Raw genomic sequence first — 24,402 nt, forward strand, 5'->3', positions numbered from 1 at the left:
CCTCGCTTTTGTTCCCTTGGCTTGGTTGACCTCGCATCCACAATTATTGACCTAGAGCCCGGCCGTCCGCTCCGCCTCATCCCCCGACGCAAAACAGGGATACGACCCGAGCACGCGCACGGCACAGCCGAGGGCTTGAATCTCGGCTATCGCCCCGGGGACCAGCACGTCGCCAAGGGGCCGCTCCACGTCGATCATGAAATGGTAGCTGCCCAACCCCTTCCCCGTCGGGCGCGACTCGATGCGCGTCAGGTTCAGCTTGCGCCACGCGAAGGCGGCCAAGACCTGATAAAGCGCGCCGGGATAATCGTGGGGCAGCGTGATGAGGAGCGTCGTTTTGGCCCGTTCGCTCTGGCGAGGATACGGCAACTGGCCGACGACAAAAAAGCGCGTCGCGTTGTGGGCGGAATCCTGGATCGGGCCGGCCAGCACAGCAAGCCCGTACCGCTCCGCGGCCAGGCGCGGTCCGATCGCCGCCCAGGGACGGTCGGGATGCTCGGCCACCAGGCGGGCCGCTTCCGCCGTGCTGCTGGTGTGGCGAATGCATGCCCCCGGCAGATGCTGGCGCAGGTAGGCGCGACATTGGGCGATGGCGTGGGGATGGGACAGCACCGCCTCCACGGCGCCAAGGCCAAGCCGGGCCGTCCGCTCCGCCGCGAGCAGGTGCTGGCGCACGGGCAGCACCCATTCGGCGACGATGGGCACATGGACATGGTGGATCAGCCAGTCCAACGTCAACGTGACCGAACCCTCGATCGAGTTTTCCACCGGCACCACGCCGTACACGTCGCCGCCCGCCTCCGCCGCCTCCAACACGTCGGGAACGCTGGCGAGCGCCACGAAGCGGTGATGGCGTTCGGGAAAGGCCGCCCGCGCCGCCACCTCGGTAAACGTCCCGCTCGGCCCCAGGTACAGGACCGTGGCCATGCCTACCGCTCCCCCGCCTTCTCGTTTCGCCAGGCGCGCGCCCCTTGGGTGTCGGGCCGGAACGTCCACACGGTGCCGGGCAGGCCGCTTTCGGCCATCACGCGGCGGAAAAAGGCGGCCACGCGCTCGGCGCCGTCAAAGGCGAAGGCGACGACGGTGGGACCGGCCCCGCTGAGGGCCGCCCCAAGGGCCCCGTGCGCCGGCGCTTCCCGCACCATGCGCTCCGCCCCGGGAATGAGCGGCAGGCGATACGGCTGATGCAGCCGGTCGCGCATGGCGTCGGCCAGCCGGTCCCACCGTCCGGTGGCGATGGCGGCGACAAGGAGGCCCGTCTGCCCCAGGGCGTAGACGGCGTCGCGCCGCGTCACGGCCTCGGGCAGCACGCGGCGGGCCTTGGCTGTCTCGAGGGGCACGTCTGGAACGGCGGCCACCACGACGAGGTCCTCCGGCACCGGGAGACGCAGGTAGGGCACGCGTCCGTCCTCCTGCCGCACGGCGACGACAACGCCGCCGAACAGCGCCGCCCCGACGTTGTCGGGGTGCCCTTCCAGCTCTGCCGCCATCACCAAGAGCTCCTCCCGCGCCAGCGGCTCGCCCAGGTAGGCGTTGGCCGCCACGAGCCCGCCGACGATGGCCGCCGCGCTGGAGCCGAGCCCCCGGGCCAGGGGGATGTCGCTCTCCACCTCGACGCGCAGCGGGGGAACGGCGCGGCCAAGGCGGTCAAAGACGCATCGCACGGCGCGATAGACGAGGTTCTCCTCCGACGCCGGCGTGCCGGCAAGCAGGGAGCCACGCGGGATCACGCTCGTCCGCGCCGCGCCCGCCAGCGTCACGGTGACGTAGCGGTCGAGGGCCAGCCCCACGGCGTCGAAGCCGGGGCCGAGGTTGGCCGTGCTGGCCGGCACGCGCGCGGTGACGACCGGGCCGCGCGCCGCCGCGCCCATCCCTGGGGCGCACCCCCTCTCCGCGCCGGCGTCCACCGCATTGTACCCCGATGCGTTAGCCACGGATGCCACCCACTTCCTGAATCGCCGTCCACACCGCGTCCTCCGTCGCCGCCACGCGGCGCGGCTTGAGGTCGACCGCTTCCAGCGCCGTGTGGGGATCTTTCAGCCCGTTTCCCGTCAGCACGCACACCACCTTGGCCCCGGCCTCGATCTCCCCAAGGCGGCGCATCTTGGCCACGCCGGCCACCGACGCGCTGGAGGCCGGCTCGGCGAAGATGCCCTCCCAGCGGGCCAGCTTGCGATAGGCGTCGAGGATTTCCGCGTCGGTGACAAAGTCGATCCGCCCGCCGGACTCCTTCGCCGCCCGCACCGCCCCGTCCCAGCTGGCCGGGTTGCCGATGCGGATGGCCGTGGCCACCGTCTCCGGCTGGGCGATCGGCTCGCCGCGCACGATGGCCGCCGCCCCTTCGGCCTCGAAGCCAAACATCCGCGGCAGGCGCGTCGCGCGTCCGGCGCGGCGGTATTCGCCAAAGCCCTTCCAGTAGGCGGTAATGTTCCCCGCGTTGCCGACGGGAATGGCCAGGACGTCCGGCGCGTCGCCGAGGACGTCGCAGATTTCAAAGGCGGCCGTCTTCTGCCCTTCGATGCGGTACGGGTTGACGGAGTTGACCAGGGTGACGCCATGATGCGCGGCGATGGACCGCACGATGGCCAGCGCCTGGTCGAAGTTTCCGGCAACGGCCAGCACCTCGGCCCCGTACATGACGGCCTGGGCCAGCTTGCCAACCGCCACGTAACCGTCGGGGACAAGGACGATGCAGGAGAGGCCGGCGCGCGCCGCGTAGGCCGCCGCCGACGCCGAGGTGTTGCCGGTGGAGGCGCAGATGACGGTGCGGCTCCCCTCCTCTACCGCCTTGGCCACGGCGACCACCATGCCGCGGTCCTTGAACGAACCGGTGGGATTGGCCCCTTCGTACTTGACGTACAGCTCGACGTCCAGCTCCTCCGACAGGCGTGGACAGAAGAGGAGCGGCGTGTTGCCCTCGTGCAGGGTCAACTTCGGCGTGCGCTCGGTTACCGGGAGATACGCGGCGTACGTGTCAAGAATGCCGGGCACCTCAATCCTCTCCTTCTACGCGGTAGCAGCTTTTGATCTCGCGCACCACGTCGAGGGCGGCCAACCTCGCCAGCGCCTCGTCCTTGCTCTTTTTCGTCGCGTGGTGCGTCACCAGGATAATCTCGGCCTGGCCCGCTCCCTTGAACGGTTCCTGCAACACCTGGGACAGGCTGATGTCGCAGTCGGCAAAGAGCTGCGTGATCTTGGCCAGCACACCGGTGCGGTCGTCCACCACGAGGCGCAGGAAATACTGGGCCACCATCTGCTCCGGTGTTTTGAGGGCCTTGGGGCGGTACGGCGCAACCATGCCGCGGCCATTGACGCCCAATTTCATGTTCTTGACCACGGTGACGAGATCCGACACCACCGCCGTCGCCGTCGGCAGCTCGCCGGCCCCGGGGCCGTAGAACATCGTCTCCCCGACGGCCTCGCCGTACACGTACACCGCGTTCATCACGCCGTCCACGCTGGCCAGCGGATGGCGCTGGGGAACCAGCGTCGGCTCCACGCTGACTTCAATCAGCCCGTCCTCCTGGGCGGCGATGCCGAGCAGCTTGATTTCGTACCCCAGCTTTTTGGCGTAGGCGATGTCCTCGGCCGTCACCTTGCGGATGCCCGTCACGTCCACCTCGTCGAGCTGCACCTCGGTGCGGAAGCCCAAGGTGGCCAAGATGGCCATCTTGCGCGCCGCGTCGAGCCCGTCCACGTCCGACGTCGGGTCGGCCTCGGCGTAGCCGAGCTTCTGGGCCTCCTGGAGCGCCTCCGCGTAGTCGGCCCCTTCCCGCGTCATTTTCGTCAGGATGTAGTTCGTCGTGCCGTTGACGATGCCCATCAGCTTGGTGATGCGGTCGGACGAGAAGCCCTCAACGAGGGCCCGCAGGATGGGAATCCCCCCGGCGACACTCGCTTCGTAAAAGACGTCGCAGCCCCGCTCGGCGGCCAGCGACAGGATCTCCCCGCCGTGAAGGGCCATCAGGTCCTTGTTGGCCGTCACGACGTGCTTGCCGCGGCGCAGCGCCTCCAAAAGATACTGGCGCGTCGGCTCGATGTGCCCCATCACTTCGACGACGACATCGATGGACGGATCGTCGAGGATGTCGCGCGCGTCCGTCGTCAGCAGATCGCGGCTGACGCGAATGGCCCGCGGCTTTTCCGGGTCGCGCACCAAGATGCGCGCGATGCGGATGCGCACCCCCGTCTGGTGCACGAGATCCTCCTGGTGCCCTTCAATGAGGCGCACGACGCCCGTGCCGACCGTGCCCAGCCCCATCAAGCCGATGTTGACCGTCCGTTCCATGGCTTCTCTCCTCCTCCGCTCCCTGTCTTCCTCGCGCCCCTCGCGCGCTAGCCCTGCCCGACGATGAGCGCTTTTTTGACGCCGTCGAGGCGCTGCATCCCCTCCAAAAATGCGGTCATGTCCACGGTCAGCGTTGCGGTGTCCACCGACATGGCCACCGTGGCCAGCCCCTGCAGGGGGATGGTCTGGTGGATGGTCAGGATGTTCCCGCCCCGCTCGGCCACGTACCCGAGCACCCGCGACAGGACGCCGGCGCGGTGCTCGAGGTGGAGCGAGACGGTGACGATTTTCTCCTTCATCATCGCGTTGAACGGGAAGATGCCGTCCTTGTACTTGTAATAGGCGCTGCGGCTGAGGCCGACCCGTTCGACGGCTTCCTGAACCGTTTCCACCTCCCCCGACTCGAGCAGCTTTTTGGCTTCGACGGTTTTGAGCATCGAGTCGGGGAGGATGTCGGCGCGAACCAGGTAGTACTGTTCTTCCTCGCGCACGATGCGTCCTCCCGTTGCGGACAATTGTTTTTGTATAGTGGACATTATAGCGCGTCGCCGCAAACGTTGCAACAGGTTTTGACGCAAAATTCCCTTTGCCGAACATAAAAATGCCGCGCGAACGGTGAAAACGCTTACCGATTCGCGCGGCGCTTCGCGATCCCGTTTTCGTTTTGATGATCCGTTTGTCCCAACCCCACCGGTACGGGATGTCTTGCTCGCCCCCTACTCGTCCTCGCCCTCGAGGAAGTCAAACAGCATGTCACCGATGCGCACCGTGTCACCCGGTTTGGCGCCCTTGGCGCGCAGGGCGTCTTCCACGCCCATCCGGCGCATCAGGTGGGCGAAGTACCGCACGCTGTCCTCCCGCGAAAAGTCGGTCATGGCGACCAGCTTTTCGATGCGCGGCCCCTCGACGACAAAGAGCTCGTTCTCCCGGCGCACGGTGAACGGCTCCGGTTCCGGCTCGGCCCGGAACACTTTAACCTCGTTCGCTTCGGTTTCCTCGCGGGTGAAGGGTTCCTTGGGCAGCTTCTCCAACAGGTCGGCCACGGCGTAGACGAGCTCGCGCACGCCCTGGCGCGTCGCCGCCGAGATCGGGTACACCGGCACGTCGGGCACGGCGCGGCGGAAGCGCTCCAGGTTTTCCGCAGCGCCGGGAAGGTCCATCTTGTTGGCCGCCACCACCTGGGGCCGCGACGCCAGACGCTCGTCGTACAATCGCAGCTCCTCGTTGATCTTGTGGTAGTCCTCCACAGGATCGCGCCCTTCCGAACCGGCGATGTCGACGACATGGATGAGGAGGCGCGTCCGCTCGACGTGGCGCAAGAACTGGTGCCCCAGCCCCACGCCCTGATGCGCCCCCTCGATGAGGCCCGGCAGGTCGGCCAGCACAAAGCTGCGCTCGCCGTCGACGTCGACGACACCCAGATTGGGCGTAAGGGTGGTGAAGGGATAAGGCGCGATCTTGGGCTTCGCCGCCGAGACGACGGACAGGAGCGTCGACTTGCCGACGCTGGGGAAGCCGATCAGGCCCACGTCGGCCAGCAATTTCAGTTCCAGGCGCACCCATCGTTCTTCGCCCGGCTCGCCCTTCTCGGCGATCTCCGGCGCCGGGTTGGCCGGCGTGGCAAAGCGCATGTTCCCCCGCCCGCCGCGGCCCCCGCGGGCGATGACGGCCCGCTGCCCATGCCGCGTCAGGTCGGCGAGGAGCTCGCCCGTTTCGTCGTCGTAGACCATCGTGCCCGGGGGCACCTTGAGGACGAGGTCCTCGGCGTCGGCGCCGTGCTGCCCCTTCGACTTGCCGTTTTGGCCGCGTGGCGCCTTGAAGTGGCGCTGGTAGCGGAAGTCCAGCAGCGTCGACAAGCCCTCGTCCACTTCCAGCACCACGTCCCCGCCCTTGCCCCCGTCTCCGCCGGCGGGACCGCCCTTGGGCACGTACTTTTCCCGGCGAAAGGCGACGATACCGTTCCCGCCGTCACCGCCCTTGACGTAGATCTTGACGCTGTCCACAAACACCGTCACGCACCTCGCTTTGCCTCCGCATTCGTCAGGAGACGAGGGACACGCGCACCTTGCCCCGTTCCGCCTCCTTTTCACCCGTGCCGTCCACCAACACCCCATCCAGCGCGCGAAGCAGCCGGGCAAGGCGCTGCAAACCCTTGCGGAAGGCCGCTTCATCCAGCCGCCCCGCAAAGCGCGTCCGGACATGAAGCCGCCCATCCCCGTTTTCCAGGATGAGCGTCAGGGTGTTGGGAACCGCGCCGTCGCCCGTCGCCGCGTCCCGGTATGTTTCCACCACCGCCTGCACCACGCGGCAGACGTCGGCAGCGGAAAGGGTCAGGCGCTCCAAGGAAAAATCGGCGCATACCGACACGTCAACCACCATGTTGCCCCGCTCTGCGGCGCAGGCAAGCAGGTAGCGCGTCAGCGGGGGATAGCCGAGATGGCACAGCCGGCTTTCGCACGCCGCCTGTTCCATGACGCGCTGGATGTAACGCTCCATCTTCCCGTACTGGTGGAGTTTTCCGTATCCCGACAGCACCTGCAGGTGATTGAGCCAGTCGTGGCGGGTCCGGTTGAGCACCTCCAGCCACGTCCGGTCGACTTCCGCCTCGCCAAGCCGCCGCCGGCGCCGGGACACCCAGGCGTATCCCGCAAGCGCCGCCAGTCCGGAGGCGGCCAGGCCAAACGAAGCCAGATCCGCCACAAAGGGCAGCATGACCAAACAAAGGGCCGTCCAAAACAAAAAAAGCGGCGCCACCCAACCTCCCATGGCATCGTCTCCCCTGTCCAAAACCTCTATGTAAAAGTATACCACATTCGGCCCTTCTGTCACGGTGCGGCGCGGTTGCTCCGGCAAGGAAAAAGCCCCTTCCTGCGAAGGGGCTCGAACGGAACGGCAACATCAGGCATTCGCTTCCACCGGGTAGACGCTGACGCGTTTGCGGTCTTTGCCGAGGCGCTCAAAGCGGACAATGCCGTCCACCTTGGCAAACAGCGTGTCGTCACCGCCACGGCCAACGTTCAGACCCGGATGGATCTTCGTGCCGCGCTGCCGAACCAGGATGTTGCCCGCCTTGACAAACTGGCCGTCGGCGCGCTTCACACCCAGCCGTTTCGAAATGCTGTCGCGGCCGTTCTTCGTGCTGCCGACGCCTTTTTTCTGGGCAAAGAATTGCAGATCCACGCGCAGCATGGCCTTCACCTCCCTGTAGCATGGGGATCGGAAACCTGAACATACCGTCCGTATTCGACCGTGAGCGATTGAAGGGCGGCCACCATGCCTTCCAACAGCAGGTTGACGCGCGCACGCAGGGCCTCGTCGGCCAGCGCCGGGACGCGGCAGGACAAATCGCCGCGCGCCGGCGTCTCCACCTCCAACGCCACGCCGAGGACGCGCTCGACGGCGTTAATCATGCCAAAAACGATGCCCGACACGGCGGCGCAGACAATGTCCTGCCCGCGCGGCGCGTAGCCGGCGTGCCCCGCCACGCGGAAGGCGGCGATGCGCCCCTCGTCGTCACGGGTGACCGTCACGCGAATCATGCGTTGATCTTCTCGATGCGCACCTTGGTGTACGGCTGGCGATGCCCTTGCTTGCGGTGGTAGTTCTTCTTCGGCTTGTACTTGAAGACGATGATCTTGCGCCCTTTTCCGTGCTCCACCACGTTCCCGACCACCGTGGCGCCGGAAACGGTGGGATTGCCCGCCTTCACCTCACCGTCCTTCGCCACGAACAAGACCCGGTCAAACGTGACCGTCTCGCCGGGCTGGGCGTCCAGCTTCTCCACCAGGATGACATCGCCTTCCTGCACCTTGTACTGCTTGCCGCCCGTCTCGATGATCGCGTACATCGTCACACCTCCCTCGACCGAGACTCGCCAGGGCGGGTGGGGCGATGCGCCCGCTTGTCCCTCTCGACCCGACCTGTGCGGTTGCGGTATGCCGGGAGCATACCAACAACATAAGGATACTTCAGCCCGCGTCCGTTGTCAACGCCAAGCGCTTGCCATGCTTAGCCCTTGACCAGCTCGAGAAGCCGCCGCGCCGGCGCCTTGTCGCGAAACAGCGCGTCCAGAAGGCGCCGCTCGGTTAACGCTCCCGTCCTTCGCCCCCCGGCGCGCAGCTCAAACCGGTGATGCCGTCCCCGCTTGATGTGCCGAAGGGCCTCGAGCACCGTCCACGAGCTGTCGGCCCTAACCACACGCAGCGGTCCATCGCCACCCCGCCTCCAGCGGGCGAAGAGAAAGCGAAAGAAGCGCAGCCGCCGCTCGTGATACCCGCTGGCCGCTTCGCGGTACAGCCACAGACACAAGAGGAGCAGGTGCAGACGCGGTTGGGGCGCCGTCCACGCCCACACGAGCACGAGCAGCGCCACCGACGCGCTCCAGCCAAAGGTGATCGTCAGGGCCAGGCGATACGGACAGGCCAGCGAGGCGACGGCGTGCACCACCCGTCCGCCGTCAAGGGGCCAGATGGGGAGCAGGTTGAAGCCGGCCAGCCAAAGGTTGGCCGCGGCAAACTGGCGCGCCCACGCCTCGGGCCACAGCTCCCCTGCCGCGCACACCCAGGCCACGCCGGCCATGGCGCCGTTGACCGCCGGCCCGGCCAGCGCGACAACGATTTCCTCTCGGGGCGAATACTGCCCCACCTCGTCATCGGTTTCCGCTACCCCGCCAAAGGGAAAAAGCGTCAGGGCGCGAAACCGCCACCCGTACGCCCGCCCGGTCCACACATGGCCCAGCTCGTGCATCACCACGAGGGAAAGGAGCAACACCGTTTCCACAAAGGCGCCGGTCAACACCGAAGCCCCGATCACCAACCAAAACAGGGGGTGCACGCGGAAGGAAAAGCCGGGCGCACTACTCAAGGGCCATCACGCCCGCCGGATCGACGGGTTGTCCGTCCTTCTGAAGGGCGAAATACAGCAACCCCTTGGCCTGGCCTTCCCCGGCCACCGCCCCCAATTCGTCGCCGGCGCGCACCCAATCGTCCTTCTTCACTCGCACCTGGCCCAGATTGGCGTATCGCGACACGTATCCCCCGGGATGGCGCAGCACGACCGCATACCCCGCTCCCCCTTGTTTTCCGGCAAACAGCACGAGCCCCTCCGCCGCCGCCCGCACGGGGGCCCCCGGCGTCGCCGCGAGCCACACGCCCGGGTTGTCGGCGGAGAAGGCCGTGTGCACCTTTCCGGCGACGGGCGCGCGAAAGGCCGGCGACGCGGGAGGCGTGCCCGCGCCGATGTCGGGCAGGAAGGTGGGCACGGCGTCGATGTGCGCCTTGTACCACGCGGCCACGCCCTGAAAATTGAAGTCGCGCTCCAGCGCCTCGCGGACAAATTGCCGCGCCGCGTCGCCGCGCGTCCCGGGCCACTCGCGCACCAGCCCCCCGGCAACGAGGACGGCAGCCGCCAGAATCAGCTGCATCCGCAGGCGGCTTGTGGGAAGGAGGCCCCGCCGGCGCCCATCAACGGAAGCCGCCGGGAGATCCCATTCCGGCCGGCCGCCATACGGCCACGAACCCTCCCGCATCTCGTACGCCTCGCGCTGCCGGTCGTCGGGCACAAAACGGTCGCCGAGCAGGATTTGCCGCATCCGCGCGTGGCGACGCTGTTTGAGGCGGTCGCGATCAAACCACACGAGCCCTTCCCCCTTGTTCGTCCTTCTCCACTCTCATGCCTATGTGGGGAAGGGACAACCCAGAACGGCCGACGCTCCTAATCGAAGATCAGTTCGCGCCGGCGCATGTGGATGTTCAGCACGAGCCCGATGGTCACGAGGTTGGTAAGCAGGGAGCTCCCCCCATAGCTGAGGAAGGGCAGCGGAATCCCGGTGATGGGCATAAGCTGGATGGTCATGCCGATGTTTTGGAAGATCTGAAACACGTACATCCCGACGATGCCGGCCACGATATAGGCTCCGAACGGATCCTTGCACGTCATGCCGATCCGCACCAGGCGGTAGATGAGGAGGAACAACAGCAGGATCAGCAAGCTGGCCCCCAAAAACCCCAGGCGTTCGGCGATGACGGTGAAGACGAAGTCGGTCTGCCCTTCCGGCACCCAACCGTAGCGGGCTTGCGTCGGCCCGTTCAACCCGCGCCCAAACAGCTGGCCCGAGCCGATGGCGATGAGCGACTGCTTCAGCTGAAAGCTGCTGCCGAGCGGGTCATAATCCGGATTGAGCCATGCCAGGATGCGCGCCCATTGGTACGGCTTGATGATCTTGAAAAACACCTCGGAATGAAACGCGTACAAGTACGCCAAAAGGCCAAATCCCGCAGCGCCGATGAGGCCCAATAGGGCGAACACGCGCAGGGGCGCCCCGCCGACGAGCAGCACGCTCAGCAAGATGCCGCAGAACACGAGGGCCGTCCCCAAATCGGGTTGCTTGAGAATGAGAACAACCGGCAAGGCCACCATCCCGATAACCGTCAGCAGCCCGGATGCCGACTGAAGCGGCGCATCCCCCTCTTCCTCGCGGCTGGCGAGGTACCGGGCCAACGCCAAGATCACAAAGAGTTTCATAAACTCAGAGGGTTGGATTTTGACGGGTCCGAACGCAAACCAGCTGACGGCCCCGTTCGTCTCGGTGCCGAACAGGAGCACCAGCACGAGCAACACGATTCCAAAGCCGTACAGCCCATATGCCAACTGGCCGATCCACTTGTAATCGAAGAGAAGGACGGCAAACATGGCCCCAAAGCCGATGGCGTACCAAACGATTTGCTTCTTCTCCTCGCCAAATTGCGCGTTGGCGCCGGAGATGCCGATATAGCTGTAGACGGCAAGCGCCACAAGAACGAAGAGGATCGCCCAGTCGATGCGCTTCAGGTACCGCCGTTCGATGTCCACCACAGGCCACCTCGCTTCCGCCAGAGATTCTACCACAGGGACGGCGCGCCCCCAATGCGGAGAGGGTTGGGCGCCGATGCAAAAATCGGGGGTGTGAAGGGCATAAAAAAGGGAGCGTCCGCGGCGCCCGTGCGCCGGCAAACGCCCGGTTCAGGACAACCCGAAAAGCCGCCGCATCCGTTCGATGACGCTTGGCTTTTCTTCCAAACGCATCAGCGGCACGCTTTCCCCCAGGATGCGGCGGGCGATGTTGCGGTACGCCTGCGCCGCCTTGGCCTTCGGGTTGAGGACGATCGGCTCTCCGCGGTTGGACGAGGTGATCACGTCCTCGTCGTCCGGCACGATGCCCAGCAGGTCAATGCCCAGGCGCACGACAATCTCGTCCACGTCCATGATCTCCTCGTGCTTCATGAGACGAGGCCGGACGCGGTTGATGACCAGCGACGGCGGCGCGATCGCCTCCTTTTCCAAGATGCCGATGATCCGATCGGCGTCGCGCACCGCGGTCACATCCGGCGTCGTCACGACAACGGCGCGATCCGCGCCGGCAATGGCGTTGCGAAACCCCTGTTCGATTCCGGCCGGACAGTCAATGAGCACATAGTCATAATCGGGCTTGAGCTGCTCCTTGACGAGATGTGCCATCTGGTCGGGCGAGACCGCCGACTTGTCCTTCGTCTGCGCGGCGGGTAGCAGCACGAGATTGCCCTCCAGTCGCTTGTCGGGGACCAGCGCCGTTTGGAGCTTGCACCGCCCTTCCACGACGTCGACCAAATCGTACAGAATGCGGTTTTCCAGTCCCAACACGAGGTCGAGATTGCGCAGACCGATATCCGTGTCCACAAGACAGACCTTCTTGCCCAGCATGGCGAGTGCGGTGCCCAGGTTGGCCGCGGTGGTCGTCTTCCCCACGCCACCCTTGCCCGAGGTTACGACAATGGCTACTCCCACGCCCCCGTTCCCCCTTTAGCGTTCAACCGTATCGGACCACCAGGGTTGAAAGTGCGGCCGCACGTCGTGAAGGCGGCGGATGTTGTCGACCAGGATGCGGTTCTCCTCATCCAGATAGGCAAACTCCATCCCTTCGCCCGCCTCGGTCCACCCGTCCGGGGCGCGGCTGATGCAATCGGCGATGCGCAGCTGGGTCGGTTGGAACACGGCCGCCGTGATGATGGCCTGCCGGTTCCCCGCGCTGCCGGCGTGCGCCATGCCGTACAGCCGGCCAAGGATGAAGATGTTGCCCGTGCACACCACGCTTCCGCCCGGGTTGACGTCCCCAAGCAGCAGGAGATCGCCGTCGTGTACCAGCACCTGACCCGAACGCACGGAGCGCGTGACGACGCGCAAGGCCTGCCGGCGCGCCATGCGCTCGGCCTCTTCCCGGGTGACAACCTCGGAATGGATGCCCTTGAGGCGAAAATTGTCCTGCAGATGGATCACGTTGCGCAGCCGGTCGATCTGCTCCGGATGAAGGTGGCGATAGCCCACATACACCGTGACATCGACCGCCGGGCCGCGCAACAGCTGTTGGTTTGGCGTGCCCACAATCTTGTCGCGCAATTCGTCGACCACTTCGTCAAAGGAGCAATCGTCGTCGAGGTAAAAGTGCAGGCCATCCTTGGTCCCTTTGATCGTCACGCGGTGCTTGGTCGTCTCCATGGCTGGTCACCCCGTCGTCTATCTCTTCGGCACGGCGGGGGCGTTTTCCTCCCCTGCGCCGGCGGAAGCGGCGGAATTCCCCGCGCCGGAAGGGGACGAAACGTTCCCCTTCGCCGACGCGCCGAGGCCGAAGTAGGCCTCCAGCATGCGGCGGGCGATCGGGCCGGCGGCACTCCCCCCGGTGTAGCCCTTCGGCACGTCCGTCACGATCACGACAAAGGCGATTTCCGGCTTGTCGAACGGGGCGAAGCCGATCATCAGCGCGTTGTCGATGCCGCGTTTCGTGTCCACCTGAACCGTCCCCGTCTTGACGCCGACGGGAATGGGAAACCCGGCAAAGGCGCCGGCAGCCGTCCCGCCCTTTTGGGTCGCCAGGCGCATCCCTTCCCGCACCACCTGCAGGTACCGCGGATCAACCTCCACGCGGCCCAACACCTCCGGCTTGCGCACCGCGAGCACCGGGCCAAGACCCTCCGTCCCTTCGCTTTCCCCGCGAATCTCCTTCACCAAAAAGGGGCGCATGCGATAGCCGCCGTTGGCGATCGTGCTGACGTACTGCAAGAGCTGGATCGGGGTGTAGGCGTGGTACTGGCCGATCGTGTAGTGGGCGATGTTTCCGAGTTTGGTGTCGGTGGCCCGCAAGCCGATTTTTTCCCCTGGCAAATCGATTCCTGTCTTCACCCCAAGCCCAAACTGGGCGTAAAAGGTGTCCATCTCCGAAAGTGTCGCCGTGAAGGAATCTTTCGTCCGCGTAAGGCGCAACCCAATTTCGTACATGTAGATGTTGCACGATTTCTGCAGCGCCGTGCGCGCGTTGACAGGACCGTGGGCGCGACCCTGGAAATCGCGAAACGGCCGATCGCCAATGATCATCGCTCCCCGGCAATACAGGGTCTCATTCGGGGAAGTCAGCCCCTTTTGAAGGCCCATGAGCACCGTCCCGGGCTTGATGGTGGAACCCGGCGAAAACCCGCCGTAGATCGCCTCGTTGCGCTCGCGGCCTTGGATGTGCGCCTTGTACGCGTCAGAAAACGCCTTCCCGCTCAGGTTGTACAAGTTCAGGTCGTAATCGGGATAGATGGCCATGGCCAAAATTTCGCCCGTGTTGGGGTTCATGGCAAGGGCAATGGCCTTATCGGCCTTTCCGGACCCCTTTTGCCGCAGCCGCTTCACTTCCTCTTCCAGGATGCGCTCCACGGCGTCTTGAAACCGGGCATCGATCGTCAGCACGAGGTCATGGCCGCGCTTCGGGCGCGCCGCCTCCCGCATCTCGACGGTGCGGCCGTTCTTGTCGACCTTCACTTCCATCACGCCATCCTCGCCCCGCAGCTGGGCCTCGTAATACGCCTCCAGCCCGGAGACGCCCACCTTGTCGTCAATTTGATAACCCTGGGCCAGGTAGTAGTCCTTGTTCTTTGCGTCGATGGGCTTGGTGTAGCCAAGCACGTGGGTCAAAAAGGCGCCACGCTTGTAATGGCGCTTCGATTCCACCACCAAGCGCACGCCGGGCAGCTTGTCGAGGTTTTCCGACACGCGGGCCACCTCTTCCACGCTGAGCCCTTCCTTGATCCGGTGGGGCATAAAGCGATAGCCGGAGCGCATCGCCTCGAGAATGCTCTCCTTCTCGTACAGGTGACGCAGGGCGGCCTCGTCCGTTGGCAGCGGCTGGTTCCGGTACTTCTCCATTTTCGAAAGCCGTTCCTTCACCTCGGAAAGGGGCACCTTGGCCGGGTCGTCCGCGTCGCTGTCGAGGAGACGAGCCAGGCGGTCGGCAACCTCGTCGACGTTGATGTGCTGCCCTTCGCTTTCCAGGAACGTCACCGTGTACACCGGCTCGTTCGTGACGAGCACCTCGCCATTGCGGTCCAGGATCCAGCCGCGTGGCGCGGCGATGGGAATGCGCTTCACCGAGTTGGCTTCCGCCTCGCGGGCATACTGCTCCCCATGCACCAGCTGGACAACGGCCAACCGCAGCACGAGGGCGGCGAAAAACAGAAAGGCGACAAAAAAGAGCGCGTTGAACCGCCGATGGATGCGCGCGAAAAGCGGTTTTTGCTCTTCGGACGGCCGCTCGCGCCGTTCAAGTTCCTGCTCCATCATCGGTATCCCTCCCGATGAGCCCGAGCAGCGGACGATAGACCAGCAAGCCAAACAACGCGTTGACGGCAACGGTCGGGATCAAGTAGTACAGCCAAAACGTCTGCAGGGGCGCCGCCGTCCACAAAAACAAGCGGTAAAAGCCGAAAACGATCAGCTCACACGCCACCAGCGCCCCGAGGAGAACCACGCCCACCACAAGGAGGTTGCGATGGAAGAACAAAAAGGCGTATCCGGCCAGATACGCCGTAAGCCCCATGCCAAAGGCGTACACGCCAATGACGCCGCTGTACAGCACGTCATGCAGGAAGCCGAGGGCCAACCCAAGCCAAAAGCCCACCCGGCGCCCGCGAATCATGGCCACCAGCAGCACGACGACAAAGGAAAAGCGGAACGCCATCAAAAAGGGCGAGCCAAAGTGCTGAGGGGAAAACGGCGGCAACCACGTGCTCTCCACCAACACAAGGAGAAAAAGCAGCCCAAGAAGCGCCGCACGCGCGTTCACAAGGCCCGTCCCCCTTCCCGCCGGACCTCTTTATGCCCCGTCGCCGCGTTGGCCTCGGGAGACACCGCATCCTTCCGCTCGACGACAAACACTTCGTCAAGATAGGCGAAATCGGCCGCCGGTTTGACATAGGCCCGCTGCGTCAACCCGTTGTCGCCCGGCTCCACGGCGACCACCGTGCCGATCACCAGGCCACGGGGGAAGACGCCGCCCAACCCCGACGTGACCACAACCTGTCCTTCGCGAATGGGCGCTTCCGCAGGGATTTTCTGAAACAAAAGATAACCCGTGTCGAAGTCGTAGGCGTCGATCACACCAAATACGCGGCTTTCCTCCCCTTGGACCACCGCTGACACGTGTCCCGAGCGCGACAGATCGGTCAAGAGCGCCACGCGCGCCGTGAAGGGGGTCACGTCGGTGACGCGACCGATCAGCCCCTTCGTCGTGATGACGGCCATATCTGGGCGAATGCCGTCCCGCGCGCCCTTGTTGATGACGAGCACCTGGTTCCACTGGTCCGGACTGCGGGCGATCACCTCCGCCGCGTGCAGGCGGAAGGTGTCAAGGGTGCTGCGCAGGTCGAGCATGGCGCGCAGGCGCTGGTTTTCCTCGCGCAACCGCGCCAGCTCCGCGCTCATGCGCGCATACTGGTCCAAGTTGGCCTTCAGCGCCTGGTTTTCATCATACAGCATTTTCCATTCACGGAGGTCTTGAAAGAAGCCCGCAACCACACGAGCGGGCTTGTGGAACCACGACTGAAAGAGGGCGACGCCGTCTTGCACCAGCGCCACGGGCCACCCCGTCGGTTTTCGCTCGCCGGAGGTCAAGCCGATCAGAGCCGAAAACAACATCAGGCCGAGAAGCAGGAGGATGAGCCGTTTGCTCGTGAACAGATCCGGCATCGGCCCGCCTCCTTACCGGCGGGCCGAACGGAAGGTGATGCCCATCTTCGACTTGAGCAGATGCAGGTTTTCCAGGGCACGGCCGGTGCCGATGGCCACGCAATCGAGGGCGTTTTCGGCCACGTGGACGGGCATGCCCGTCTCCTTGGCCAGGAGCTTGTCCAGGTTGCGCAGCAGCGCCCCACCACCCGTCAGCACGATGCCGCGGTCCATGATGTCGGCGGCCAGCTCCGGCGGGCACTTCTCCAGCGTCGCCTTCACCACATCGACGATGGCCCCGACGGGATCCGCCAGCGCTTCGGTGATCTCCGCGGACGAGATGGTAATCGTCTTCGGCAGGCCCGTGACCAAGTCGCGGCCGCGAATCTCCATCTTCTCGTCGCGCTCCAGTTTCAGCGCCGAACCGATCTCCATCTTCAGCATCTCGGCGGTGCGCTCGCCGATAAGCAGGTTGTACGAGCGCTTGATGTACTGAATGATGGCCTCGTCCAACTCGTCGCCGGCCACGCGAATCGACTTGCTCGTCACGATGCCGCCGAGGGAGATGATGGCCACTTCCGTCGTCCCGCCGCCGATGTCGACGACCATGCTTCCCGTCGGCTCCCACACCGGGAGGTCGGCCCCAATGGCCGCGGCGAAGGGCTCCTCGATGGTAAAGGCTTCCTTGGCCCCGGCTCGCTTCGTGGCATCCTCAATGGCACGCTTCTCCACGGCTGTGGCACCCGATGGAACGCATACCATGACGTTGGGCTTGCGGAAACTGCGCGTCTTTTGCGCCTGCTTGATGAAGTATTCCAGCATCGTGGCCGTCGTCTCGAAGTCGGCTATAACACCGTCCTTCATCGGCCGAACGGCAACAATGTTGCCCGGGGTACGGCCAATCATGTTCTTGGCCGCGTTCCCCACGGCCTCAATGGTCCCTGTGTCGGTCCGGATCGCCACCACGGAAGGCTCCCGGACGACGATGCCCTTCCCCTTCACATACACCAGCGTATTGGCGGTTCCCAAATCGATGCCCATATCGCGTGCGAATCCACCCAACATCGCCGCTGTCTCCCTTCACTTACCTTGCGTTCCGTGTCCACACACGTCCGTCATCTCTAACAATCGTGACGAAAGCTGTCACTACAAGACGAAAGCCCCCGAACAATGCCGGGGAACACATCGGTTCTATTATACTGAAACGCCTGGATGGTGCCTAGGTCCGTTTACAATTCCTTCACAGGTAACCTTTTTCCTTTAAACTCACGTACCGGTTGTCGCCGATGACGATGTGGTCCAAAACCGGAATGCCGAGGAGCTCCCCGGCCTCGACCAGCCGCCGCGTCAGCACGATGTCCTCGCGGCTCGGCTCCGGGTCCCCGCTGGGATGGTTGTGGGCCAGGATGACCGCTGCACTGGCACGCCGGATCGCTTCGCGGAAAATTTCCCGCGGATGGACGACGGTGGCGTTTAGCGTGCCGACAAACACCGTCTGCTTGCCGATGATGTGGTTTTTCGTGTTCAAAAACAAGCACACAAAATGCTCATTCGGCAAAAAGCGCAGCTCGTCCATCAAAAGACGCGCCACGTCGCCCGGACCGCGCACGGCAAGCCGCTCCTCTGCGGCAAGCCGCGCGAGTCTGCGCCCCAGCTCGAGCCCCGCCTTCACCTGCACGGCCTTGGCGATCCCCACGCCCTTGACCGCCGTCAACTCCTCCACGCGGGCGCCGGCCAGTTCGCGCAACGACCCAAACTGCTTCAGAAGCCGCTGGGCAAGGGCCAGCACCGACTCGTCGCGGTGCCCGGTGCGCAGGAGAATGGCCAGCAGCTCCGCCACGGAAAGCTGTTCCGCCCCCACGGCCAGCATCCGCTCTCGCGGGCGCTCGTGGGCCGGCAGGTCGCGAAGCACGAGCGGTTCGTCCATCGGTTTGCCCCCTCCCCTTCCGAAAAGAGAAAAAGCGGGCGTTCCATCGGTCACAAGATGTGAACGCCCATTTCACCCAAAAACCGGCGCAGGAGGAAAAGCGGCAAGCCCACGACGGTGAAATAGTCGCCCTCGATGTGGGGAATGAGGGTCGCCCCAATGCCCTGGATGGCATAGGCGCCCGCCTTGTCCATCGGCTCACCCGTGGCCACATACCGGCGAATCTCCGCGTCGGTCAGCGCGCTCATCCGCACGGCGGTCACGCTGTGCCCCACGCGGCACGCCCCCGTCTCCGCATCGACCACCGCCAATCCCGTGTACACGCGATGGGTGCGCCCAGCCAGCCGCCGGAGCATGGCCTCGGCCTCCTTGGCGTCGCGCGGCTTGCCGAGGATCTCCCCGTCGATGACGACGACGGTGTCCGAACCGATGACGAGGCCCTCGGAACATTCGGCGGCCACGGCGCGCGCTTTGCGCAGGGCGAGGGTCTCGACCGCCTGAGCAGGCGCCGTTTCCGGATCGAGGGATTCGTCGACGTCGCTCGGACGAACTTCAAAGGAAAGGCCCAGCTGGGCGAGGAGCTCGCGCCGCCGAGGCGAACCGGAAGCGAGAACAAGCGGTTTCGTTTTGATCGTCATGGGCATCGCCCCTCGACGTCAACGATTGGCTGAGATGCCGCTATTTAGTCTAGCAAAGCGGCGCTCAAAAGACAAGCCGCGCTACGGGGAAGACGCGGCCCGCAGCACGGCATACTGGAGCAACCCCTGCTCGGCCACCCACACATATCCGGGATGGGGATTGGCGGCGTATTGGCGCACCGCCGTCACCGCCTGCGTCAGGGCGTTCATCATCGCGCGGGCCCGCTTTTCACGCGGGCCGTCGCCCACCGCAAGCGGCTGACCCGCTTCCAGGAGGGATCGGTGCAACGCTTCGATCTCCTGCTTAGGCGGCAGGACGTCCTGCCCGCCTTCGAGGGCGCTCGGCGGAACACGCGCCAGCCGGTCGAACAGCCGGTCGCCCGTTTCCAGGAAGCGCGTCCAGCCCGCGTCCCCTTCCGCCTTGACCCCCGGCCAGACCAGTCCGTCACGGGGAACGTACGTCTCGACGTTCTGCGCGCGCAGGGCGGTGGCCAGGTTTCGCGCGCTGTCGCGGTCCGGCGCCACGCCCACCAACAGGCGCAGCGGGGTCCCCTCGACAAGGACGGCGGGCACGCCCCGCGCCGCCAAGGTCTGCCGCATGCGCTCCGCCGCCTCGCGCGTCTGGAACACGCCGGCCTGAACCACCACCAGCGACCGCGCCGGCGGGGCGGCTTGCGCCTGGGGGGATGCCGGCACACCGGTACCGGACGGCCCGGAACCGTCCGACGCCCGTGGAGCGCTGTTCGACGGGGGGCCGGCTTGGCGGAGTCGCTGGCCTGGGGCGTTCCGTTCGACCCCGTCGGCGCCGCCGGCGGGCTCGCCGGAACGTGGGCCGCAGCCGGCGCGGTGGGCGCAGAATTCCCGGGCTCCTGGAGCAGCGTCAACATCGACCATCCCAGCAAAACGCCAATGCCGATGGCGCCGACGAGCGGCACCGCCGCATGCGCCACCGCGGTCCAAGGGCGGCGTTCAACCCTTCCGTTTCGCCGCACCCGAAAGGCCGATAGGGAATGGCTCGGCAAATGGATCGGCGCCGGCCGGTTGCGCGTTGCTTCCGGCGGCAGCGAAGGCCTGTCCGGTTCGACCGCACGCGCAGGAACGTGGCCGCCCGCCGCCAACCGTTCCGGCCGGGCAGCCCCCGCTTCCGTCGCGCCGGGTTCGGTTCGGCGTGCCGGCTTCACGGGTTGCGACGGCGACAAGCGAATCGTGATCCGAGGTTTGTCCATCGTTCGCCCCTCCCACCCGGTTCCGTTGCTTCGATGTGTATGCAACCGGATGGGGAGATAGAACCGGTACGCGGTTCACCGGTATGGGGCGCCTACCGCGAAGCGGAGGATACCGCCGGGGCCGTCGCCGATGCCGTCGTCGCCCCCGTCGCCGGCGCGTGGAAGACGAGCATCGTCAGCTGCACGCGCAACGGCTCGCCGCGCAGCACCCGGGCAACCTTGGCCACCATGTCCTCGGTGTCGCCGGGGTCGGCCGAGGGCAACGGAGCCGGCGACGGCAGCGCTTCCTCCTCCGGATCCGGCGGTTGCGCCGTCCACGCCGTCACCCACACCACCCGTTCGAGGGCCTCGAGCCGCTTCAACACGTCATCCACCCGGTCCCAAGGGGCATCAAAGGTCCACACGATTTCCGTCGGCACGATCGGCACGCTGTCCGGAAGGCCGTAGCGCTGGCGGTAGGCCGCCCACCGCGCCGCGAGGTTGTCGGGTGAGGAGGAAGCCTCGCGGGAAGATCCCGCTTCGCTCCCGGATGACGGAGGGGCGGGCTTCGCCTGCGCGGGCGACGATGCCCCCCTTTGGGTGCCCTTTTCTCCCGCGTCCTGCTCGCCCGAGGCCGAAGGGGATCCGCCCGATCCCGGATCCGCCGTCTGCACGCGCAGCGACACAAAGGTGATCCCCGTTTCCGCCACGATGTTGTGGAGCGCCGCCAGCACCTCGTCCAGTTGGCGCGTGGCCGGCACGGCCCCCTCCTCCCCGCGGGGTGCGCGCCGCGAAGGAGCAGCGGGTAAAGGCTGAGACAGCTCCGCGCGCAGCTGGGCGATTTGCCGCTCCAGCTGCGCCCGCCGCTCGCTCAGGCGCTCCGCTTCATCAACCTGCCGCTTGATTGCCACGGCATACCCGGCACTTGTCACCAGCAGGCCGGATGCGAGCACGCTCATGAGAACCCACAGCAAGCGTCGTGCTTTATCGCGATTCGCCATCGGCGTTCCGTGCCTCCACGCGATCCGTCAACTCCAAACGAAAGCGCACCACCAGCGTTCCCGGCGGAAGGTCGGGGATGGCCTGCAACGATTGGGCCGCGGGGTCGGTGGCACGCTCCACCACCGCCTCGGCCACCGCCGGCAGTTTAGACAGCCGCCGGGCCAAGGGGGCCAAATCGGTCAGGGCGGGCACCGCCGCGTAGCCGACCAGGCGGTCCACGTCGGCCTCGATGTGAAACACCGCCGTCCCCGGCGGAAAGGCGCGGCTTACCTGCTCCATGAGAGCCGACCAGCGGTACCGATGCGCCCTCAGCAGCTGCGTCGCGCGAATCCGCTCCGTTTGCGCTTGGACGGCCGCCCGCTCCTTTTCGATGGCCGTCCGCTTTTGGCGATAAACGGCCACATCGCGGTCAAGGGCGGCTTTCGTCTGCTCCAGCTCGGCCACCACCTGACGCGCCTCCTCGAGGGCACGAGTGTGCGCACGATAAAACGGATACCCCGCCGACGCCACCGCCGCCAGAAAAACCGCCGACGCCAGCAAGAGCCGGGGAAAGTGGCGCGCCACAAACGGGGTGTGCGGCAGCAGGTTGATTTCCACACGGCATCCTCCTTTTCACCGCGGCTTGAGCGCGGCGCCAAAGGCCGTCAGCCAGAAATGGGGCCGCTCCCGCCACAGGGGAAGCACCCGACGGCGGCCCCGCAGGCCCTCGCCCACCTTCCACACCACCGGTGCACCGAGGCGCGCGGAGAGTTCGCCGGCCACCTGCGGCAGCTCCTCCAATTCGCCACAGAGCAAGATTTCCGCCAGCGGCTGCTGGCGCTGGTTCAGCGTGTACTGAAAAAAGGAAAAGACCCGTTCCAGCTCGCTGGCCAAATCGTGGAGAAAGAGGGGGCTTAGATGCGACCGCTTGGCCTCACGCGCGAATCCCTCGGCAGCGGCGGCCGCCTCCGGGACAGCCGGCAACACCGCTTCCCCTACCGGCACCGCCTCCTCGGCGTAGGGCGAAAGGGCAACGCGGCGCGTCACATGCAGGATGCCCTCGCTGAAGATGCTAACGTCGGCGCCGGTGGCAGACAGGTTGACGAGGAGGACAGCACCGGGCCGCTCCGGGGGGCGAAAATGGCGCACCGCGCGCAGGTGGGCCAAGGCCCCCACGTCCACACTCAGCGGCCGCAGGCGGCAGGCCCGCAGCGCGTCCACGTAGGGCTGCACCAGGGCACGGGGAGCGGCGACGAGCTGGACGGGAACGGCACCCTTTTCGTCGGGGGATGCGCCGGGCCAGGGCACCACGTCAAAAACCGGATCGTCAAAGGGCAGTTGCAGCGACGTAGCCAGTTCCACTTGCACCACGTCGCGCAACGCCTTGCGCGGAAGCGGCGGCAGGTGGAGCGTGCGCAACACGATGCCGTGGCTGGGCAAGGCGAGGTGCACCTTGCGCGCCTTGACGCCGGCCTCCTTCAGCGCGGCGCGCAGGCGGGTCTCCAGCGCCTCCGGGTTGACCAGGCGACCGTCGGCCACCACCTCTCCCGGTGGCCACGAATGGGCCACCAACCGTTCGAGGCGAACGCGGCCGTTCGGACGGCGTTCCACCTCGACGGCGCAGAACCCGGTGTCGCGGATTTCGAGGCCGAGGTAGCGGTTAAGTGAAGAAAGCACGGTTGAACCTCCAAGAAAATTATCTCACCCAAACAGAGAAAGAGAGGCAAGACGCCTCTCTAGATGTTATCCCTATTGTCAACTCGGTTACATGTTGCCGTCAGTCTAGTGTGGATTTAACTTCATACATATATTTTCCATTGTTATCTTTCGTGATCACAACATAGTAATAATACGTTCCATCTTTTTGGCTCTTGTAATAACCGTTTTCCGGGCCAGGATCGACATAACCATAAGTAATCAAATAGGAAACAGGAACTACTACTTTATTATCACTCTTCCCATCTTTACCATCCACCTGAGAAAAGCCGCCATTCTCCATGATGTACTGTTTGGCCGCGTTAATCAGTACAGTTTTTGTCGTTTTATCTGCCTTGTCCTCCGCATCATCAAACCCCTTAAACACCGCCGGCACCGCAATGGCCGCCAAGATGCCCAAGATCACGACGACGGCGAGCAGCTCGATGAGCGTCACCCCGCGCTGGTTAAGACGCCGCGCCTTCATTTTCATGTTCGCTCCTCCTCCGGTTCTCCTTTTCATTTTTTGGAAGGTCATCCATGCACCAAGCGGATAAACCTGCTTCTAAGATATCCAACGTTTGATGGATTGACAAGGGAGAATTTGCGACGGTTTTCCTATCCTCGCGCGACGGTTTTCCTACGAAATCCAACCCTCCTAGTCAACCGGTTTTGTCTCCGGGTACACGACGGAGGCTGTCGGCACGTCAACGAGGGCCGGCGCAGGTTCGGCAAGGGCCTGGCGCAACACGGGCTCCAGGTCCTCCTCCCGTTCGACGCGGAAGCCGCGCCAGCCGCAGGCCTCGGCCAGGCGGACAAAATCCGGGTTCGTCACGTCGACGCCGAGCTCCTGCAGTCCGCTGACCACCATCTTGTCCCGCTCCATCTGCAGCGCGCCGTTGTTGAACACCACGACCGTCACCTTCAGGCCGTGGCGCGTCGCCGTCAGCAGCTCGGCCATCGCCATGGCCAGGCCGCCGTCGCCGACGAGGGCCACCGCGGTGCGCGCGGGCTGGCACAGCTTCGCCGCCAAGGCCGCCGGCAGGGCAAAGCCCATCGTGCGCCATTCGCCCGAAAAAAGGAAGGTTTGCCCGCGGGGACGGAAGGAGCGGTTTGTCCACACGGTCACGTCGCCGGTGTCGACGGCGACGATGGCGTCCGGCGGGAGCACCGTCTCCACGGCCCGCACCACGCGCGCCGGATGAAGGGGAAAGCCGGGCGTCTCGCCTTCGCGTGCGTTTTGCCGGCGCCACCTTTCCCCGGCCTCCCGAACCTGGGCCACCCACACGGGATCCGGAGCGTGCTCGGCCAGCCCGTCGCGCAAGGCCGGCACCACCGCGCGCGCGTCGCCGACAAGGCCGATCTCGGCGGGAATGCGGCGGCCGACATTCGCCGCCTCCACGTCCACCTGCACCACACGCGCCGCGACGGGCACGTAGCCCTCAGGCCACCAGGTGTCGCCGACCACAAGCACGACGTCGGCCTGCGCCAGCAAGCTGCCCGCGTACGGATTGCCGCCCGTTCCGATTCCGCCCAGCACGACCGGCGACGTCTCGGGAAACGCCCCCTTCGCCCCCAGGCTGACGACCACGCCCGCCCCCCACCGCTCGGCCAGGCGCACCACCGCGTCGGCCGCGCCGCGCGCGCCGATGCCCGCCACCACCATCGGCCGGCGCG

General features: G+C 65.7%; 28 protein-coding genes and 1 other annotated feature. Of the genes, 1 reads left to right on the forward strand and 27 read right to left on the reverse strand.

The window, feature by feature from the left end; all coding sequences use genetic code 11:
* Positions 1–51 precede the first annotated feature (51 nt).
* The 22 genes from pheA to IEX61_RS08965 form a co-directional block, all read right to left on the reverse strand.
* Positions 52–927, reverse strand: a complete 876-nt coding sequence (gene pheA / locus IEX61_RS08860; RefSeq protein ID WP_188817658.1) for a prephenate dehydratase — start codon at positions 925–927, stop codon at positions 52–54.
* 2 nt (positions 928–929) lie between these two features.
* Positions 930–1,934, reverse strand: a complete 1,005-nt coding sequence (thrB, locus tag IEX61_RS08865; RefSeq protein WP_229725808.1) for a homoserine kinase — start codon at positions 1,932–1,934, stop codon at positions 930–932.
* Positions 1,927–2,997 (reverse strand): threonine synthase, encoded by a 1,071-nt coding sequence (gene thrC / locus IEX61_RS08870; protein WP_188817685.1) that lies wholly within the window; start codon positions 2,995–2,997, stop codon positions 1,927–1,929. The genes thrB and thrC overlap by 8 nt, the downstream gene beginning before the upstream one ends.
* Entirely contained in the window at positions 2,993–4,288 is a 1,296-nt protein-coding gene (locus tag IEX61_RS08875) for a homoserine dehydrogenase (protein WP_054672462.1), read from the reverse strand. The genes thrC and IEX61_RS08875 overlap by 5 nt, the downstream gene beginning before the upstream one ends.
* A 47-nt stretch (positions 4,289–4,335) precedes the next feature.
* A complete protein-coding gene (gene thrR, locus IEX61_RS08880; protein ID WP_172673590.1) occupies positions 4,336–4,824 on the reverse strand; it encodes a transcriptional regulator ThrR in 489 nt (162 codons plus the stop codon).
* Between the two features lie 180 nt (positions 4,825–5,004).
* Entirely contained in the window at positions 5,005–6,297 is a 1,293-nt protein-coding gene (gene obgE / locus IEX61_RS08885) for a GTPase ObgE (protein WP_188817687.1), read from the reverse strand.
* Between the two features lie 31 nt (positions 6,298–6,328).
* On the reverse strand, positions 6,329–7,054 hold the full coding sequence (locus IEX61_RS08890) for a Spo0B domain-containing protein (RefSeq protein WP_054672547.1): 726 nt from the start codon (positions 7,052–7,054) through the stop codon (positions 6,329–6,331).
* Positions 7,055–7,186: 132 nt separating this feature from the next.
* A complete protein-coding gene (gene rpmA, locus IEX61_RS08895) occupies positions 7,187–7,477 on the reverse strand; it encodes a 50S ribosomal protein L27 (protein WP_054672556.1) in 291 nt (96 codons plus the stop codon).
* A 5-nt stretch (positions 7,478–7,482) separates the two neighbouring features.
* Positions 7,483–7,827: a ribosomal-processing cysteine protease Prp gene (locus tag IEX61_RS08900; RefSeq protein WP_054672549.1), complete on the reverse strand. Its 345-nt coding sequence runs from the start codon at positions 7,825–7,827 to the stop codon at positions 7,483–7,485.
* The gene (rplU, locus tag IEX61_RS08905; protein ID WP_054672551.1) at positions 7,824–8,135 is read right to left on the reverse strand and encodes a 50S ribosomal protein L21; all 312 of its coding nucleotides are present in this window, start codon (positions 8,133–8,135) and stop codon (positions 7,824–7,826) included. Before rplU ends, IEX61_RS08900 begins: the two co-directional genes overlap by 4 nt.
* 10 nt (positions 8,136–8,145) lie before the next feature.
* Positions 8,146–8,228: a sequence feature (ribosomal protein L21 leader region), on the reverse strand.
* Positions 8,229–8,296: 68 nt separating this feature from the next.
* Entirely contained in the window at positions 8,297–9,151 is an 855-nt protein-coding gene (locus tag IEX61_RS08910) for a M50 family metallopeptidase (protein ID WP_157057840.1), read from the reverse strand.
* The gene (locus IEX61_RS08915) at positions 9,144–9,923 is read right to left on the reverse strand and encodes a M23 family metallopeptidase (RefSeq protein ID WP_188817661.1); all 780 of its coding nucleotides are present in this window, start codon (positions 9,921–9,923) and stop codon (positions 9,144–9,146) included. Before IEX61_RS08915 ends, IEX61_RS08910 begins: the two co-directional genes overlap by 8 nt.
* Before the next feature lie 77 nt (positions 9,924–10,000).
* Positions 10,001–11,137: a rod shape-determining protein RodA gene (gene rodA / locus IEX61_RS08920; RefSeq protein WP_188817663.1), complete on the reverse strand. Its 1,137-nt coding sequence runs from the start codon at positions 11,135–11,137 to the stop codon at positions 10,001–10,003.
* A gap of 150 nt (positions 11,138–11,287) precedes the next feature.
* Positions 11,288–12,088 (reverse strand): septum site-determining protein MinD, encoded by an 801-nt coding sequence (minD, locus tag IEX61_RS08925; protein WP_054670159.1) that lies wholly within the window; start codon positions 12,086–12,088, stop codon positions 11,288–11,290.
* Between the two features lie 15 nt (positions 12,089–12,103).
* Entirely contained in the window at positions 12,104–12,796 is a 693-nt protein-coding gene (minC, locus tag IEX61_RS08930; RefSeq protein WP_054670156.1) for a septum site-determining protein MinC, read from the reverse strand.
* 18 nt (positions 12,797–12,814) lie between these two features.
* On the reverse strand, positions 12,815–14,896 hold the full coding sequence (locus IEX61_RS08935) for a peptidoglycan D,D-transpeptidase FtsI family protein (RefSeq protein WP_188817665.1): 2,082 nt from the start codon (positions 14,894–14,896) through the stop codon (positions 12,815–12,817).
* Positions 14,877–15,398: a rod shape-determining protein MreD gene (mreD, locus tag IEX61_RS08940; protein ID WP_188817667.1), complete on the reverse strand. Its 522-nt coding sequence runs from the start codon at positions 15,396–15,398 to the stop codon at positions 14,877–14,879. The genes IEX61_RS08935 and mreD overlap by 20 nt, the downstream gene beginning before the upstream one ends.
* Positions 15,395–16,300, reverse strand: a complete 906-nt coding sequence (gene mreC, locus IEX61_RS08945; RefSeq protein WP_188817669.1) for a rod shape-determining protein MreC — start codon at positions 16,298–16,300, stop codon at positions 15,395–15,397. The genes mreD and mreC overlap by 4 nt, the downstream gene beginning before the upstream one ends.
* A 12-nt stretch (positions 16,301–16,312) precedes the next feature.
* Complete coding sequence (locus IEX61_RS08950; protein ID WP_054670137.1) at positions 16,313–17,344, reverse strand: rod shape-determining protein; 1,032 nt, start codon at positions 17,342–17,344, stop codon at positions 16,313–16,315.
* A gap of 175 nt (positions 17,345–17,519) precedes the next feature.
* Positions 17,520–18,206 (reverse strand): RadC family protein, encoded by a 687-nt coding sequence (gene radC, locus IEX61_RS08955; protein WP_188817671.1) that lies wholly within the window; start codon positions 18,204–18,206, stop codon positions 17,520–17,522.
* Between the two features lie 50 nt (positions 18,207–18,256).
* A complete protein-coding gene (locus tag IEX61_RS08960; RefSeq protein ID WP_054670133.1) occupies positions 18,257–18,844 on the reverse strand; it encodes a Maf family protein in 588 nt (195 codons plus the stop codon).
* Between the two features lie 81 nt (positions 18,845–18,925).
* Positions 18,926–19,540: an SPOR domain-containing protein gene (locus IEX61_RS08965; RefSeq protein ID WP_188817673.1), complete on the reverse strand. Its 615-nt coding sequence runs from the start codon at positions 19,538–19,540 to the stop codon at positions 18,926–18,928.
* A gap of 63 nt (positions 19,541–19,603) precedes the next feature.
* On the opposite strand from IEX61_RS08965, the gene IEX61_RS08970 reads away from it, so the two are divergent.
* Positions 19,604–20,131 carry a hypothetical protein gene (locus IEX61_RS08970; protein WP_188817675.1) on the forward strand — a complete coding sequence of 176 codons (528 nt, stop codon included), beginning with the start codon at positions 19,604–19,606 and terminating at the stop codon, positions 20,129–20,131.
* A gap of 31 nt (positions 20,132–20,162) precedes the next feature.
* Here the strand turns inward: IEX61_RS08970 and IEX61_RS08975 are convergent, their stop codons facing one another.
* From IEX61_RS08975 to IEX61_RS08995, 5 genes are all read right to left on the reverse strand, one after another.
* A complete protein-coding gene (locus IEX61_RS08975) occupies positions 20,163–21,050 on the reverse strand; it encodes a hypothetical protein (protein WP_157057892.1) in 888 nt (295 codons plus the stop codon).
* Complete coding sequence (locus tag IEX61_RS08980; protein ID WP_054672915.1) at positions 21,034–21,648, reverse strand: PilN domain-containing protein; 615 nt, start codon at positions 21,646–21,648, stop codon at positions 21,034–21,036. Before IEX61_RS08980 ends, IEX61_RS08975 begins: the two co-directional genes overlap by 17 nt.
* A 15-nt stretch (positions 21,649–21,663) precedes the next feature.
* The gene (gene pilM, locus IEX61_RS08985; RefSeq protein ID WP_188817677.1) at positions 21,664–22,707 is read right to left on the reverse strand and encodes a type IV pilus biogenesis protein PilM; all 1,044 of its coding nucleotides are present in this window, start codon (positions 22,705–22,707) and stop codon (positions 21,664–21,666) included.
* A gap of 100 nt (positions 22,708–22,807) precedes the next feature.
* On the reverse strand, positions 22,808–23,218 hold the full coding sequence (locus IEX61_RS12715; protein ID WP_188817679.1) for a prepilin-type N-terminal cleavage/methylation domain-containing protein: 411 nt from the start codon (positions 23,216–23,218) through the stop codon (positions 22,808–22,810).
* Positions 23,219–23,383: 165 nt separating this feature from the next.
* Positions 23,384–24,402, reverse strand: a 1,019-nt coding sequence (locus IEX61_RS08995; protein WP_188817681.1) for a thiamine pyrophosphate-binding protein, incomplete at its 5' end; no start/stop codon positions are given.

Source organism: Calditerricola satsumensis, assembly GCF_014646935.1.
Taxonomy (GTDB): Bacteria; Bacillota; Bacilli; order Calditerricolales; family Calditerricolaceae; genus Calditerricola; species Calditerricola satsumensis.

Coding starts and splice junctions, on each gene's coding strand:
- IEX61_RS08950 (WP_054670137.1), bottom strand. CDS start 17,344: ATGTTGGGTGGATTCGCACGCGATATGGGCATCGATTTGGGAACCGCC.
- IEX61_RS08900 (WP_054672549.1), bottom strand. CDS start 7,827: ATGATTCGCGTGACGGTCACCCGTGACGACGAGGGGCGCATCGCCGCC.
- mreC (WP_188817669.1), bottom strand. CDS start 16,300: ATGCCGGATCTGTTCACGAGCAAACGGCTCATCCTCCTGCTTCTCGGC.
- IEX61_RS12715 (WP_188817679.1), bottom strand. CDS start 23,218: ATGAAAATGAAGGCGCGGCGTCTTAACCAGCGCGGGGTGACGCTCATC.
- pheA (WP_188817658.1), bottom strand. CDS start 927: ATGGCCACGGTCCTGTACCTGGGGCCGAGCGGGACGTTTACCGAGGTG.
- rpmA (WP_054672556.1), bottom strand. CDS start 7,477: ATGCTGCGCGTGGATCTGCAATTCTTTGCCCAGAAAAAAGGCGTCGGC.
- IEX61_RS08935 (WP_188817665.1), bottom strand. CDS start 14,896: ATGATGGAGCAGGAACTTGAACGGCGCGAGCGGCCGTCCGAAGAGCAA.
- IEX61_RS08890 (WP_054672547.1), bottom strand. CDS start 7,054: ATGGGAGGTTGGGTGGCGCCGCTTTTTTTGTTTTGGACGGCCCTTTGT.
- radC (WP_188817671.1), bottom strand. CDS start 18,206: ATGGACGAACCGCTCGTGCTTCGCGACCTGCCGGCCCACGAGCGCCCG.
- IEX61_RS08975 (WP_157057892.1), bottom strand. CDS start 21,050: ATGGCGAATCGCGATAAAGCACGACGCTTGCTGTGGGTTCTCATGAGC.
- IEX61_RS08960 (WP_054670133.1), bottom strand. CDS start 18,844: ATGACGATCAAAACGAAACCGCTTGTTCTCGCTTCCGGTTCGCCTCGG.
- IEX61_RS08875 (WP_054672462.1), bottom strand. CDS start 4,288: ATGGAACGGACGGTCAACATCGGCTTGATGGGGCTGGGCACGGTCGGC.
- minC (WP_054670156.1), bottom strand. CDS start 12,796: ATGGAGACGACCAAGCACCGCGTGACGATCAAAGGGACCAAGGATGGC.
- rplU (WP_054672551.1), bottom strand. CDS start 8,135: ATGTACGCGATCATCGAGACGGGCGGCAAGCAGTACAAGGTGCAGGAA.
- thrR (WP_172673590.1), bottom strand. CDS start 4,824: ATGTCCACTATACAAAAACAATTGTCCGCAACGGGAGGACGCATCGTG.